Raw genomic sequence first — 15942 nt, 5'->3', positions numbered from 1 at the left:
GAAATATCAATTGCGCGGAGGGCCCACGGTTGTGTAGATAACTTTCCCCATGTCACTCACATCATACCCTCCCAGGGTCGTTACCAGATTCCTGAACTCGCTGTCGGATGTCAGGATATTAAGGAGAGACTGTATCTTTGGGGTTTCGATATACTCACCCCTTATTATCAGGTCATACCTCTCCTTTGCCACCGGGATAAACTCCTGCCCAAGTGCCACTGCAGCCGAAAGAATCCCCATCCCGGCGTCTGCCACACCTGTAGCAACTGCAGAGGTCACGCCCATATGGGTATACTCTTCCCGGTCATAGCCCTCTATCTCCTGTGGGGGGATCCCCCTGTCCTTCAGACACTTGTCCGTCAGGAGTCTGGTCCCGGAGCCACGCTGCCGGTTAATAAATACAATTCCCTCACGGGTAAGGTCTTCAATCACCCTTATCCTTTTTGGATTGCCCTTCCGGACTATGAGTCCCTGTTGACGATGAACAAGATTTACCACTAAGAGAGGTATATCACAGAGAAGCCGTTTAATGAGCGGGATATTGTACTCTCCTGTGGATTCGTCAAGAAGGTGAGTACCCGCGATATGTGTCTCCATCTTCTTTATAGCCATTATCCCCCCCATTGAGCCCACATGTGCTGAAGAGAGGCTGTAGGAGTGGGACCGCTTCTTCAGGAGGTTTGCAAGGATGTCAAGTGTGTTGTCATGACTTCCGATACATACAATTGTATTCTCAATCTCATCTCTTGATCTCAAAAGGGTTACCTCAACTTCGGACTTCTGTGCCAGGCCTTCGCTCATTGCCGGAATCCTGACAATCCCGTCAGCCCTTTGAAGCGTCATCAGGGCACCGGCCCCCCTGCCTGATGGTGTTGCTATGTATTTGCCACCTACTTTTCCAACCTTTACCCTCAGAAACTCCTCCTGTCCGAGTGAAGAGGCTATTGGTCTGGAGAGCCAGGCCTTTAATATCCCGGGCATCTCCGGCACAATGCCGAGCAAATGGTAAACAAGCGGTTTTGCAAACAACTCAAATGTTATATAGGCACTGACCGGATAACCCGGAAGTCCGATAACCGGCTTGTCCTTAACCATGCCAAGGAGTACGGGCTTGCCCGGTTTTATATTGATGCCGTGGACGATTATCCTGCCGAGCTCTCCTATCGCATTTGGTGTAAAGTCCTTTGTCCCTGCAGAAGAACCTGCGATAACCACAACAAGATCGCTATCCTTCAATGACTCTGAAATTCTCTCCTTAAGCAATTCCTTATCGTCTGAAACAACGCCTTCTCTCCTGAACTCCCCGCCCCACTGATTGATGAGGGCACCTGTCATGTAACTGTTGAAATCGATTATATTACCTTTTCTGAGCGGTGTAGTTCCCGGCTCCACCACCTCGTTGCCGGTTGGTATCAGGGTTACGAGTGGTTTTTTCCTGACAGATACCCCGGTATGACCGCCCGCAAGTATGGCACCGATATCAACAGGCCTGATCCTCTGATTTTCCGGCAGTATCAACTCAGTCTGGACAATATCTTCACCCACGGTCCTTACGTGCTGATACGGGGTGACGGATTCCGTTATCTCGATAAAAGACCCCTCGATGCTGACATCCTCAACCATTATGACTGCATTGAACCCATGGGGCATGGGCTCGCCGGTATTTACGGGGATTGCCTCTTCGTTGAGTTTTAGGCGCAGGGGATGTGTCTCTGTTGCACCAAAGGTTTCATGAAAACGTACTGCGTAGCCGTCCATTGCAGAGGAGTGAAAGAAGGGTGAGGATATCATGGCCTGTACTGCCTGGGCGGTTATCCTGCCCGCGGACTGATGCACGGGAATGAACTCCCCTTCCTTTGGCGGAAGCGGTTCGACTACCGCAAGCCACTTTTCAATTGCGTCCTGAAGGGGTGTGTTATCCTGATATATTCTTCGGGATTGCTTCACTCGGGTTTTTTGATTACAAAACCTGAAAAGGAAGCGGTATGATAGAGTCTGAACGGTTTTAATTTCGCTGTAAATTCACCTGGATGGTTAATTGCGAAATTACCTCGCAGATGGACACGATGTCCATCGAGAATGAGTGAAGAATCTGTCATATCGCTCCCTTCAACCATTTATCACTGTTTCAGGTATCTTAATAAAATAACGAGCTCTCAGGTTAGTCAGCCTTCTGTCCCTTCTGGAGCTCAACAACCTTCTTCTCTTGTTTATGTTCTTTTTGCATCCTTGAGCGTCCCTCAAAAATGCCGCCCTCTATAATAACAAGTTTCTGGGTCTGCACATCTCCAAATACCTTGCCGCTGGAATTTATCTCAACAGATTCACTGGTAGAGATATTGCCTTCAACCGTTCCACCGGCAATTACACCATTTGCAAATGCATCACCCTTCAAATGTCCGTTTTCGCCAACCACTATCCAGTCCGCCTTGATAGTTCCTTCGAATCTTCCGTCAATGCGTATGGTCCCCTTGATCTCGATGTCTCCTTTTATGGTTGTATTGCTGCCGATAAGTGTTTCAATCCTGTCGTTTTTCTTATTGAACATTTTTTTTCACCCCCATAAAGGTTTTGGCGTTAACAGGTTTCTTGTCTATCCAGACCTCGTAATGGACATGAGGCCCCGTGGTATTACCGGTTGAGCCGACATATGAAATGACATCACCCCTCTTGACCCGTTGTCCCACTTTCACGATGATTTTTCTGTTATGGGCAAAACATGTAGTGAACCCGAATCCATGCTCTATAACAACAAGTTTGCCGCTTCCTCCACTCCATCCGGCAAAGCTGACAATTCCATCGGCAGTTGCCCTGACAGGTGAGCCTGGCCAGGCAGCCACGTCCACCCCTGAATGAAAGTTTCTTTTGCCTGTCAGCGGATGGGTTCTCCATCCAAAATTGGAGCTTATATATCCTTTATCAACAGGCATGCCGATCGGGGTTGCAAAATAGATGTCCCTCTGCTGTCTCAGATAGTCTTTTATCTCTCCAACAGTCTCCATACTCCTTTCGATCTGCTTTTTCAGCAGTTCCATGTCAAGAGAGCCTGTATCGGAAACATCGAGGGTCTCAAGGATATCCGCTTTGCTCTTAAGAGAGAAAAGCCTGTTAAACTTTGTCTCTGCCTTTTTAAGGGAATTGATGGTGGTTCTCAGCTCAACAAACTGGCTGTAGTAGAAGTCGAGCTTGTCTTTTATGGCAAAGTATTTTGTAGTTGTCACACCCACAGAGATAATATATCCGGTAAAAACAATCCATGAAGCGAGGATCAGGATGATCCCGATAGAGGGGAGTTTGGCACTGACAGGTTTTTTATTGCCACTGGAGACAAGGATTATGGTAACTGGGTTGAAGAGACGGCGGATGAACTTTTTCACTTTATACATACCTGATCCCTGCCTTAATCCCTGATGTGGCTTTCTGTATTTCACCTATGATAAAACTCTCGTAACCTGATGACTTTAAGAGGGAAACAGCCCTGTCTCCCTGATCAGGGGGTAATATTACAATATATCCGATGCCGAGATTAAAGGCTTTTTTCATCTCTTCCCCTGATATGTTTCCGGTTTTGCGGATCACCTGAAAAACAGGCTGCTCAGGCCATGACCCCGTTCTGATAACCGCTTCCATCCCTTCAGGGAGTGCCCTTGGGAGATTTCCGGGTATTCCACCGCCTGTTATATGGGCCATTGCCTTGACATTGTGCCCTGCATCTTTCAGCAGGTTAAAGGCTTTTACATATATCCTTGTGGGCTCAAGCAGCTCTTCACCGAGCGTCCTGCCGAACTCCTCGATGAAGGTATCGGGTTTAAATGCCTTCAAATCGAAAAATAGCTTCCTCACAAGGGAGTATCCGTTACTGTGAAGTCCGCTTGATGAAATGCCAACAATGAGGTCACCATGGGAGACCGTGCTTCCATCTATTACCTTTTCCCTCTCTGCAACACCAACGGCAAAACCTGAAAGGTCATATTCATCTTCCCTGTAAAATCCTGGCATCTCTGCCGTTTCACCACCGATAAGTGAACATCCGGATTCCTTGCAACCCCTTACAATACCACTGATGATTTCGCTTGCCTTTTCCGCCATAAGCCTTCCGGTTGCCAGGTAGTCGAGAAAGAAGAGAGGTTCAGCTCCGGAGGTCAGAATATCATTTACACACATTGCAACAAGGTCAATACCGATGGTGTCATGCCTGTCACACATAAAAGCAATCTTCAGCTTTGTTCCAACGCCGTCTGTTCCGCTTATCAGTACAGGCCTTTTATATTTGCCGGGGGCAAGCTCAAAGAGGGCCCCGAATTGTCCGAGGCCGGTAAGTACCTCTTTCCGGAAGGTCTCCTTTACCATTGGCGAGATGAGCCTTACAAAACGCTCTCCTTCGTCGATATCGACGCCGGCTGATTTATACGTCAAATCCTCAGGCATGGAGCTCCTTATTATTGAAATTATTTAACTTTCGCGATCGTAATATCATGATTTAATGCAAAAAATATACCGTTTACAGTATACAGGCATTTACCCTGGATTCAACCCCCTGGTATACTCCGGCTTGTTTTAAGATGACACAAGATGACACATCGTTGACATAGCTTGCATATATAATAGTTAATAGTTGATACCGGAGGCATTCTGTCGAATGTCATATATTTTGCATATTTACTTTAATTAAGGCAAGGTTTTATAATTTTTAGATAAAGGGAAATCCATTACACAAAATGTGTCGGCTTTTTCATATAACTTTATAATAACAAGGGAACCCGGGTTTAAAGTATGTCTAACGTTAAAATAATATGCTGTAAAAAGGTCAGATGGTTGTAATCAAAGGTCTCCAGGCATTGGATAAGGAGTTCCCGGATCCTGTTGTAACGATTGGTAATTTTGACGGAGTCCATCTCGGTCATCAGAAGATCTTCCGTAAAGTGATGGATGCAGCCCGTGGCGGCGGCACCTCAATAGTCATTACCTTTGATCCCCATCCACTCAAGGTGATAGCCCCTGACAGGAAACTGAAACTCCTTACCCCCCTTGATGAGAAAATAAGGCTTATTGAGATGACCGGCATTGATGTCTTTTTATGTATTGATTTTGACAGGGAGTTTGCAAAGATGGCACCCGATGATTTTGTCAGGGAAGTGCTGGTAGGGAAACTTAAGGTAAAACATGTGATAGTAGGTCATAACTATCGATTTGGTAAAGGAAAAAAGGGCACCACTGACCTGCTCAGGAGGCGTGGCAGAAAGTATGGGTTTAAGGTTAATGTTGTGAGAAACAGGAGGATTTCCGGTTATATTGTCAGCAGCAGCAGGATTAGGCAGCTTCTGCTGTGGGGAAGGGTATGTGAGGCAGCCACTCTGCTTGGAAGGCCCTATTCAATACACGGCAGGGTGATTACAGGGGCCGGCAGGGGGGCAAGCATACTCGGCATACCGACTGCAAACATTGAGACCCCGAATGAGTTGGCACCCAGAGAGGGGGTCTATGCAGTTAAGGTGAAGATAAACGGCAATGTCTATGACGGAGTGGCAAATATAGGTAAAAACCCCACCTTTGGTGGTGAGGCACTGAGCTACGAGGCCCATCTCTTTGATTTCAACGGTGACCTGTTAGGCAAGGATATCAGGCTCTTTTTCATTGACAGAATCCGTGGCGAGAGGACCTTTCCTGATGCTGAATCACTCAAAAAAGAGATAGGCAAAGATATAGAGACAGCAAGATTGATACTAAAAGAGCACCGGGTCAACGTCTATCCTTAATGTCATGCCGGTATGCTCAACAACTTTCTTTATGGACTTTGCGCACTCCTTCAGTGCCTGTCTGTTCATATCCCTTAAAATAACCTGAAAACAGGAGGAGTAACCCTTTATCCTCGGTGTTATTCTGATGGGGCCTATGGCCTCTATCCTGCCGCATGCTCTCCTGATGGTATCACTGAGCCTGTCAGTGGTGAACTTATCGTCATTCGTATAGATGCAGAGGGTCACCAGCTTTGTATAAGGCGGCATGGAGCTCTCTTTTCTTACCTTGAGTTCGTCTTTTATAAATCCCATATAGTCCCATTTCCTTAAGTATTTATATACAGGATGCCATGGTATCTCCGTCTGGAGCAATAGCCGTCCTTTTTCAGAGAGGAGCCCTCTTAAAGAGTATATCTCCTGAACGAGTTTTTCAGGGGCCCTCACCTCAGGGAGGTTCAGCAGCAGGTCCGGATTCAGGAATGCAATAATGTCCAGACTCTTTTGGGGTATCCTCCTTGCCTTCAGTGTACCTACCACGATGTGTCGGGCGGTGGAATCAGGAATCAAGACCTCTGATGATGCATTCACGGATTCCGGCTCCTGTTTTTTTGTTTTAGACTTCCTGGAGATATCGCTGTCCTGTCTGATTACGTTTATACCGAGGTGTTTTTTTAACTCCTCTTCAATCCTTTCCGTTCCTGCCCCAAAATGACTGAGTTTAAAGCTGCCGCACCTGCTGCAGGAGTGGGGTATCTCTTTGCTGTAGCCGCAGATATGGCAGACAAGCCCCTCTCCCCTGTGCACAACAAGTGGAGTCTGACACTCAGCACACATCTCTATCTCTTCACAGTCATCGCATTTCAGCATGGAATACCCACGGCGCTGTATAACCACCATGGCACCTGCAGGTCTTTCTGATTTACTAATGGCAGTCTTTAAACTGTTCAGAAGCTTTACTGATAAAAAAGGGGCAACCGTTTTTGCTTTCCTTAGTTGAATCAGGGAGACAGCAGGCCCGGTGCCCCTTTCTTTCTGGCTAAGAAGGATGTACTTCTTATTAAAGGAGTTGTAACAGGATTCCACAGAGGGAGTGACAGAGGTCAATACAACCGGTACCTTTTCAATAAATCCCCTCATTACGGCAACGTCTCTCCCATGGTATTTTGGGGACTCTTCCTGTTTGTATGCCGTGTTGTGCTCCTTTGTTACGATAATTACCGAGGGGGAGAATAGGGGGGCAAACACAACAGGCCTTGTTCCGACCACTATGTCGTATCTGCCGGCGTATATGCCTTCGATGGAATCATACCTCTCGGTTCTCTTCATTTCTCCATGGTATGCACAGACCCTGCTGCCGTCCGGCAGCCCCCGCAGGAGCGAGTAAATGAGCTCTGCATCCCTGACCTCTGGTGCAAGTATGAGGGCGCTGCGCATCCCCTGAAGAAGTCCCAGCACAAAGCCGATCTCGTGTTCATCTCCCGGTGCATGGTACAGAAAGGTCCTGTACTCTCCTTTTTGGGCTGAAGTCGATATCTCATTTATAAAAGCAGTCTCCTCTTTAGATGGTAACGGGGGGGTAAATTCAAATGCAGCAGGGGGTCTGTGGCGGGGTTTTCTTGCTGCCTTGAGAATCTCTTTAAATGGTATGTTTTTCAGCATTGTTCCATGGTTTGTGATGTAGTAGTCTGTACTCCAGTCAATCAGCTCGGTCATTGCAGGAGAATATGCAGGCATAACAATCTCAAGTATTTCATTCAACCTGCCCTTAAAGGTCCCGCTGCCCGAAGGATAATGCCTTAAAACCATGCCTTTTTTTATCTTCCCCCTCAACGGTGCCAGTACCATCATACCGGCTTTTACGGATGGGCGGAGTTTTTCCGGTACATGGTACGTAAGTGGCGGTAGATTCTGAGGAAACACTATGTCGCATAAATGCATAACAAATATTATACTTAAAACCTTTCAGGGTTTATCATGTCTCTCCATAGCAAGGCACGCCTTACAGTTATTAAAATAAGCCTAACCAGAGAGAAAAATAACCCGTTCAGGATTGATTGCTTTGTTTTTTTTACTCGATGAAGGCTTTTTGTCGCTGCTTCCGGGATAAAATGCCACATTTTCAGTAAATTCTGCTTGAAAAACTTGAAAAAAATATCAATTTTGGGTTATCGTATTTTGCATTGTCTGCATTATTTGAAAAAAATACGGTTAATCAGAAAATTACTTAGGGAGGCAATCTATATGGCTAAAAAGTATGTCTATTTCTTCGGCAACGGCAAGGCTGACGGAAGGTCTGACATGAAGAATCTTCTGGGAGGCAAGGGGGCAAACCTCGCAGAGATGACCAACCTTGGCATTCCGGTACCACCTGGATTTACGATAACCACAGAGGTTTGTACCCTTTATTACAAAAACAATCGCAAGTATCCACGGGAACTTAAAAAACAGGTAGAGGAGGCATTAGCCAGGATTGAGAAGATTATGGGGAAGAAATTCGGAGACCCGGACAACCCGCTTCTCGTCTCCGTCCGTTCAGGGGCACGTACCTCCATGCCCGGCATGATGGAAACCGTCCTGAACGTCGGCCTTACCACGAAGACCATTCCCGGACTCATAAAACAGACCAAAAACGAGCGCTTCGTATATGATGCATACCGCCGTTTGCTTATGATGTACTCTGACGTTGTTATGGAAAAGGCTGTTGGTATAGAGACAGAAGACGGTGATGGTATCCGCGAGAAACTTGAGCACGCAATGGACAGGATAAAGAAGACAAAGGGTTACAAGAATGATACTGACCTGACAGTGGATGACCTGAAAAAACTCTGCAAAGAATTCAAGGTAATAATAAAAAAGACCCTTAAAAAGGAGTTTCCTGACGACCCGCACGAGCAGCTCTGGGGCGCTATAAGCGCTGTTTTCCAGTCGTGGATGGGAAAACGTGCTATTTCGTACCGCAAGATTGAGAAGATACCCGAGGATTGGGGAACTGCAGTAAATATCCAGGCAATGGTTTTTGGTAATACAGGTGATGATTCTGCAACCGGTGTTGCCTTTACGCGTAACCCAGCCACAGGTGAAGACGTATTTTTCGGCGAGTGGCTGCCAAATGCACAGGGAGAGGACGTTGTGGCCGGTATCAGGACACCAAACCCTGTTAACAATGCCGGTAAAACAGCTGATACAAAGCATCTACCGTCTCTTGAAGAGGCGATGCCCAAGGTATACAAGCAGTTATACACCATACAGAGGAAGCTTGAAAAACATTACAAGGATATGCAGGATATCGAATTCACAATAGAAAACGGAAGGCTCTGGATGCTCCAGACAAGGGTTGGCAAGCGTAACGGTCAGGCTGCCATAAGGATGGCTGTTGATATGGCCAAATCCAGATTAATCTCCAAAAGAACCGCTATTCTGCGGGTCAAGCCTGATCAGATAGACGAGCTTTTACATCCAAGTGTTGACCCTGAGGCTGAAAAGAAGGTCGTGGAACTCGCAAAGGGTCTGCCTGCCGGTCCGGGCGGTGCTACAGGAAGGATTGTATTTACTGCTGATGATGCAGAGGCGTGGGCAAAGAAGGGTGAGCCCGTGATACTTGTCAGAAACGAGACATCACCTGAGGACGTACACGGAATGCATGCCGCAGCAGCAATTCTTACTGCCAAGGGCGGTATGACAAGCCATGCAGCACTTGTTGCCAGGGGCTGGGGTAAATGCTGTATTGTGGGCTGTTCTGAACTCGAGATAAACCTGAAAAAGAAGGAACTTTATGTAAACGGCAGAGTGCTGAAAGAGGGTGACTGGATAACCCTGAACGGCTCAAAGGGCCGTGTATATGAAGGTAAATTGAATCTGTTGTCAGCTGATCCTGACCGCAACAAGTGGTACAAGGAATTAATGACCTGGGCGGACAAGTTCAGAAAATTAAAGGTCAGGGCAAATGCCGATGCTCCGAAGGATGCTGTTACAGCAAGAGGTTTTGGGGCTGAAGGGATTGGTCTTTGCAGGACAGAGCATATGTTTTTTGAGGCTGACAGAATAATGGTCGTGAGGGAGATGATACTCTCCGAGACTGTTGAGGGAAGAAAGAACGCACTTGCCAGGCTTCTCCCCATGCAGAAGGGTGATTTTAAAGGAATATTCAAGGCAATGAATGGTCTCCCTGTAACCATAAGGCTTCTGGACCCGCCGCTTCATGAGTTCCTGCCCCATACCGATGCTGAACTGAAGGCACTGGCCAAAGAGATGGGCGTTTCATTTAAACAACTGAGTGCCAAGAATAAATCGCTTCACGAATTCAATCCCATGCTCGGACACCGCGGATGCCGTCTTGGGGTGACTTTCCCTGAGATATACGAGATGCAGGTCAGGGCCATTATGGAGGCTGCATGTGAGGTCTCAAAAGAGAAGGGAAAGGTTATCCCGGAGATAATGATACCCCTTGTCGCACATGTCAGAGAGCTTGAAGTAATGAGAGACCTCGCTGTAAGTGTGGCAGAGGAAGTGAAGAAGAAATACAAGGCAAGGGTGGCATACACTGTGGGAACCATGATAGAGCTGCCCCGTGCATGTGTAACCTCTGATGAAATAGCAGTCCATGCCGACTTTTATTCCTTTGGCACAAACGACCTCACACAGACGGTCTATGGTCTTTCAAGGGACGACGCAGGCAGGTTCCTCCCTTATTACATAGAAAACGGGATACTCAAGGATGATCCTTTTATATCCATAGACACGGATGGAGTCGGCGCCCTTATGCGCATAGCTGTTGACAAGGGCAGAAAGGTCAAGAAGGGGCTCAAGTTAGGCATATGCGGTGAGCACGGAGGAGAGCCAAAATCTGTTGAATTCTGCCATCAGCTTGGACTCGATTATGTAAGCTGCTCTCCTTTCAGGGTGCCTATAGCAAGATTTGCTGCTGCACAGGCTGCGTTAAAGGAGTAGGCGGGAAAATCTAAAAGTCCTGATTACCGGAGAGGTGCAAAATGAAAAAGACGATTATTTTATTAATGCTTTTAGGGCTATTTACAACAGGCTGTGCAACAAGGGAGTATGTGGCCAAACAGGTTGAGCCTGTACAGAAGAAGGTTGATACTGTTGAAGACAGCGTTGCTGCCCTTAACAAGAAGGTAGACTCAATGATTCAGAAGCTCGATTCCCTTGACAGCAGGGTTACAGTGCTGGAGGTGGATATCAAGGAAGTAAAGGCACTGGCTCAGGAGGCAAAGGCAATTGCCCAGAGGGCTGAGGGCAGGGCTGACGAGGCTTACAAAAAGGCAGAGGAGGCCCTGAAAAAGGCCGAATCCGCAATGCGCAGGGCAGAAGCAGCACTGCAGAAGGGATTGAAGAAATAGATTAACCCATGAATTATACGAATTCCGGATTCCTGTTCTTGCAGGAATCCGGAAACAGTCTTGACAGCTTCCATGGACACCTGCTACATTAAGCATACCAAATCTTTTGATAACTCCACGTTTTAATAGCTTATTAAACCAGTAAATAAATGCTTACTATGTCATTCTGAATTTATTTCAGAATCTCTAAAAAGCAATATATTATGAGATGCAGTCTGTTGCACAGTATATTTCAACCTGAAACTGGAACTTTCTGAAATTTGCCGTAGTTATCAAAAAACCGGTTAATAACTGGTTATGTGCATGTAGGAGGATGCTTTTGGCAAGGCAAGAGACCATTTTAAGTGTGTTCGTCGCCTCACCGAGTGATGTCGATGAAGAGAGAAGCTGTCTTGAAGAAGTCATCCGTGATTTTAATACAGCATGGGCGCGCGAGCTCGGGATTCGTCTTGAATTGATTCGTTGGGAAACTCACGCCTATCCCAGTTTTGGTGAAGATCCTCAAGCTGTAATAAATGAACAAATACCGGATGATTACGACTTATTCATAGGCCTAATGTGGTATCGTTTTGGAACGTCAACTGGACGCGCTGGATCCGGGACAGTTGAGGAATTCCAGCGGGCCAAGGAACGATTCGATCAGGACCCATCCTCACTCCAATTGATGTTTTACTTCAAGGATGCCCCAGTCCCAGTGCCACCATCTAAGCTGGACCATTCTCAGCTTGCTAAGATAACGGAATTTAGGTCAAATCTCGGAGACAAAAGTGGTCTTTATTGGTCATTTGTCTCTTTAGAAGACTTCGAAAAGCTGGTGCGACTTCATCTGACTCGCCATATACAAACTTGGCGTTCTAAGCACTCAATTGAGGCACAACATATATTGGGCATCGAATCATCAATCAAAAAAGAGGGGAGCTTGGATTCTGGGACGACTGATTTTGAGGACGAGCCAGGTTTATTAGACCTGATGGAACAATTTGAGGACGAGTTCACAACTATCACAGAAATAACTGAACGAATTGCAACTGCAACCAACGAAATCGGTGAAAAAATGCAGACTCGTACAGCTGAAATAGAAGAATTTACTTCAGGCCCAGACTGTACTAATCGCAAGGTCGCCAAACGTTTGATCGCGAGGGCTGCTGCCGACATGGATCAATACGTTCAAAGGATGGAGGCAGAGTTACCCCTTTTTAGCCAACATCTTAACGCGGGTATGAACGCCTTAGTTCAGGCCGCAGCGATGGCTATCGAATTTAAGGTTGAAGACGACGACCTTGGGCAGGCCAAAGAGAACCTTGATGCGGTTCGTGAATTCTCTGATACTTTAACTAGTGTCGAAGGCCGGATTACTGAGTTTCAAGATACGATCGCTTCACTTCCACGAATGACTACTACATTGAATCGGTCAAAACGTTCAATGGTCAATGTCCTCCAGCTGCTAATCAACGAGTTCCATAACGGCCAATCCATGGCAAGGGAAGCCGAAGCTTCATTTGCTTCAATCATTGATCAAGAATAGGTGAATAAATATGTCCGGGGAGGGGACACCCTATACTCCCCTATCAAGCAAAAAATACACTTCAAGAAATATTTTTTAGAATTAGACAGTTGCAGAATCCTACAAAGATTCAAACGCACCTCTCCTCCCAAGTCTTCAAAAGACTTTTTAAATTTTGTGGCAAGTCTCTCACCGTAATGAAACCATGCACCTTATCGTTACGTTGTTGCATACTATGCAAAACTGTTGACAGGGGGACTAAAAATACTACAAAAATATGATATACTTTCGATAACTTGACACTGAACTCAGTGGCCCAGTAAGGTTAAGCAGTCGTTATGCTCTCAGGTATGTGTGCCGAGAAAGGGAGGAATGAACATGATGAAAAGTAGTCTAAGATTTATCGGGATGTTAATATTAGTTGTTTTGCCCGCGGTATACTTATTTGCATGTGGTGATAGTAACGGAGCCGCAGATACCACATCACCCAGTACCCCAGCAGATCTCACTGTTACTGTAGTCAGCTCCGGTCAGACAGACATTGCTTGGACAGCCTCTACCGATAATGTTGGGGTTACTGGCTACAAGATATACCGAGATGGGACAGTGATAGGGACTTCTGCCACGACATCTTACAGCGATACCAACCTTAATGCCAGCACTCAGTACTGCTATGCAGTCTCCGCCTACGATGCGGCAGATAACGAGTCAGGGCAAAGTACTGAGAAGTGTGTCACGACATTAGGAGCAGGAGTCGGAAGCAAATTCCCAATCGCAACAACAGTAAACCATGAAATGAGCGGGGGGATAGCCTTTGACGGCACAAACTATCTTGTCGGCATTAATGGAGATGCCAGTTCTGCCAATGGCGTTGGAGCACAGCTTGTCTCTCAGACCGGAACTCTGGTGGGCTCTCTGATTTCCACCGGGCGATCGGGAAGTGCCCCGTTTATTGCCTTTGACGGGACAAACTACCTTTTGGTTTGGGCGGACGATGCCACTATCCCTTCCGACCTCTATGGCATGTTTATAGATCCGTCAGGGTCTCCAGGCACACCGTTTCTAATTGCCACAGGCATAGAGGCCAGGATAGGGCCAGCAGTAGCTTATGGCAATGGGCAATATCTGGTTTGCTACTATAAAGTAGAGAACCCCGCAATTCCAGATAGCAGAAAAGTCTATGGCCGTATTGTTTCCACTTCTGGCATAGTAGACACAGAAATTAGCATAAGCACTGGATTCGGCTATTTCGGCTACAACAATGTGGCCTTTGACGGGACAAACTTCCTTGTAGTCTGGACGGAAACGGCCGGCGCCAGCAGCAACTACGAGGTCAAAGGCCAGTTCATAAGTTCCACAGGAGAATTAGTAGGAACCGAGTTCAGCATCAATGCAAGCACATATTTAAGTGACAATCCTCTTACCCTCGCCTTTGACGGCACAAACTACCTTGTGGTCTGGATGGACGAGGTAGGTAGCGGCGAATGGGATATCTTCGGGCAACTCGTTGACAAATCGGGTAATCACATAGGCAATGTGATTCCTGTAATTACAGCGCCAGGACATCAGGGGCTACAGCCCTCTATCGCCTTCGACGGGACAAACTATCTGGTTACATGGATAGATACGAGCAGTGAGATAAGCAACTGGTTTGTCTGTGATGCTGACGAGGGTACTTGTTGGGATATATATGGTCAGTACATAAGCACAGCAGGAAACCTTGTGGGCTCTGAGCTTACCATTAACACGGATCCTGGTAACCAGATGGCTATGGTATTCTTTGGCGGAGCGAAATATCTTGTGGAGATAGTTGACGGCGTCTCTGTAGCTCCGTCAGGTTGCACTGAGGGTTGCTACGCCGTAGGAGACGATGTCTACGGCCAGTTCATAACGCCATAGATGAAAGTAGTGTCACTGTAGATAAGTTAACATTAAAGAGGTGCTTTTTGTATCACGCTCTTGTCCCGGCAACTCAGGCAGGCATTATGTCGCAAACAAAATGAAAGGGTAGGAGTATGAGCCAGGATCTGAAATCGATAATTGATGATTATAAAAAAGACGAAGAAACGGTTTACAACAGCTGGTTCGTAAATAATGAAGAGCGCCTGAAGGCATTTCGTTCTATCCGAAGGGGTGTTCTTGAAGTAATACAGGATATAAAAAACGGGAATTTTGGGAATGATTTTAAAGGGTCTTCCTTAGAGTTTGTTTTAAATTGTATCACAGAACAAAAACAGGTTTTCAAGGGTGCAGCACATCCATTTTACTGGAAACCAAAATTACGAATACCTGATATTTATGAGAATGAGGAAAATAAGATTGCTTTCGGGCAGTTCCTGGAAAAATGTATAAATGTTACTAAAGAAGAGCAGATCATTAAAGAAATCATTTTGCTGGATCAGCGTAAAATTAAAGGGTTAGGCCCGGCTGTTGCAAGTATCCTTTATTTTTTACACCCTACAATTATCCCTCCGTGTAATACAGCGATAGTCAACGGCTTTAATGCCCTTTTTAAAGACAAAGTCAAGCTCGGGTCATGGCCGGAATATCTCAGGATGAGAGAGGTAATAGTAGATAAAAATAATGAATTGAAGTCTGATTTATCCAATGACCTCGGCGCCTTTGCCGGTCTTCTGTTTGATGTCGGTGAAAAAAAACTTTTAATAAGCGACGATTATATTTCGGAGGAGGAACGAGCAAAGATAGAGAAGAAAATAAAAAAACGCCATACTGAAGTAACGAGTGAGTTGGAGGAGGAAGACCTCCATACTGAAATGCAGCATCATGTTCTGACGATTGGTAACTCAATTGGTTATGATGTAATTGCTGCTGCAAATGACAGGTCAAAATGTCACAATGGAGATAGCCTCTCTTTTATCAGTATGAACAGATTCCCGGAGATAGGTGTAGATAAAGATACTTATAAAACGATAACCCTTATTGATGCGGTTTGGTTTGAGAAGGATTCCAATAATATTACCTGTGCTTTTGAAGTAGAAAAAAGCACTTCAATATATTCTGGGATATTAAGACTCAATGATCTTTATTACTCTTTCCCGAATAACCCGCCATCTCTGTACCTTATTATCCCGGATAAACGGGAAAAGGAAGTAATCCTGCAATTACAAAGGCCGTCCATTAAAAACAGTGATGTTAAAATTCATTATATACTTTTTTCTGAATTAAGAAAGGATTGTGAAGCAATCTGCAAGTTTGGAGATGACAAGGTAATTCTTGAAAAAATATCAAAGGTGGTATAAAATCTTATATGCAACCTCCTTAAGGAGACCTTCATAAGTATCAATGCTGTGTACACGGACCGGCATCTTCGCTTCTCTACGTT

General features: G+C 45.9%; 12 protein-coding genes. 6 read left to right on the top strand and 6 right to left on the bottom strand.

The genetic code is table 11. The annotated features are described in order from the left end of the window. Positions 1–6: 6 nt before the first annotated feature. The 5 genes from VST71_01945 to purM form a co-directional block, all read right to left on the bottom strand. Positions 7–1947, bottom strand: a complete 1941-nt coding sequence (locus tag VST71_01945) for a molybdopterin biosynthesis protein (GenBank protein MEC4684481.1) — start codon at positions 1945–1947, stop codon at positions 7–9. Next, a complete protein-coding gene (locus tag VST71_01940) occupies positions 1944–2099 on the bottom strand; it encodes a hypothetical protein (GenBank protein MEC4684480.1) in 156 nt (51 codons plus the stop codon). Before VST71_01940 ends, VST71_01945 begins: the two co-directional genes overlap by 4 nt. 62 nt (positions 2100–2161) lie before the next feature. Next, complete coding sequence (locus VST71_01935; protein MEC4684479.1) at positions 2162–2548, bottom strand: polymer-forming cytoskeletal protein; 387 nt, start codon at positions 2546–2548, stop codon at positions 2162–2164. Continuing rightward, entirely contained in the window at positions 2538–3386 is an 849-nt protein-coding gene (locus VST71_01930; protein ID MEC4684478.1) for a M23 family metallopeptidase, read from the bottom strand. The genes VST71_01935 and VST71_01930 overlap by 11 nt, the downstream gene beginning before the upstream one ends. Then, positions 3379–4428, bottom strand: coding sequence for a phosphoribosylformylglycinamidine cyclo-ligase (gene purM, locus VST71_01925; protein MEC4684477.1), 1050 nt, complete (start codon positions 4426–4428; stop codon positions 3379–3381). The genes VST71_01930 and purM overlap by 8 nt, the downstream gene beginning before the upstream one ends. Before the next feature lie 383 nt (positions 4429–4811). Between purM and VST71_01920 the strand changes: the two genes are divergently transcribed. After that, positions 4812–5756, top strand: a complete 945-nt coding sequence (locus VST71_01920) for a bifunctional riboflavin kinase/FAD synthetase (GenBank protein ID MEC4684476.1) — start codon at positions 4812–4814, stop codon at positions 5754–5756. On the opposite strand, the gene priA is transcribed toward VST71_01920, so the two are convergent. Then, positions 5724–7676, bottom strand: coding sequence for a primosomal protein N' (gene priA / locus VST71_01915; protein ID MEC4684475.1), 1953 nt, complete (start codon positions 7674–7676; stop codon positions 5724–5726). The two genes, VST71_01920 and priA, sit on opposite strands and share 33 nt — an antisense overlap. Positions 7677–7979: 303 nt before the next feature. Between priA and ppdK the strand changes: the two genes are divergently transcribed. The 5 genes from ppdK (at position 7980) to VST71_01890 (ending at position 15859) form a co-directional block, all read left to right on the top strand. Beyond that, on the top strand, positions 7980–10685 hold the full coding sequence (ppdK, locus tag VST71_01910; protein MEC4684474.1) for a pyruvate, phosphate dikinase: 2706 nt from the start codon (positions 7980–7982) through the stop codon (positions 10683–10685). A 41-nt stretch (positions 10686–10726) separates the two neighbouring features. After that, positions 10727–11095: an alanine-zipper protein gene (locus VST71_01905; GenBank protein ID MEC4684473.1), complete on the top strand. Its 369-nt coding sequence runs from the start codon at positions 10727–10729 to the stop codon at positions 11093–11095. Between the two features lie 319 nt (positions 11096–11414). Further along, a complete protein-coding gene (locus tag VST71_01900; GenBank protein MEC4684472.1) occupies positions 11415–12620 on the top strand; it encodes a hypothetical protein in 1206 nt (401 codons plus the stop codon). A gap of 405 nt (positions 12621–13025) precedes the next feature. Then, positions 13026–14498, top strand: coding sequence for a fibronectin type III domain-containing protein (locus VST71_01895; GenBank protein ID MEC4684471.1), 1473 nt, complete (start codon positions 13026–13028; stop codon positions 14496–14498). Positions 14499–14614: 116 nt separating this feature from the next. Continuing rightward, positions 14615–15859 (top strand): hypothetical protein, encoded by a 1245-nt coding sequence (locus VST71_01890; GenBank protein MEC4684470.1) that lies wholly within the window; start codon positions 14615–14617, stop codon positions 15857–15859. Positions 15860–15942 lie beyond the last annotated feature (83 nt).

The organism is Nitrospirota bacterium (genome assembly GCA_035873375.1).
Taxonomy (GTDB): Bacteria; Nitrospirota; Thermodesulfovibrionia; order Thermodesulfovibrionales; family JdFR-85; genus BMS3Bbin07.
This window is presented reverse-complemented; position numbering and strand designations above follow the sequence as displayed.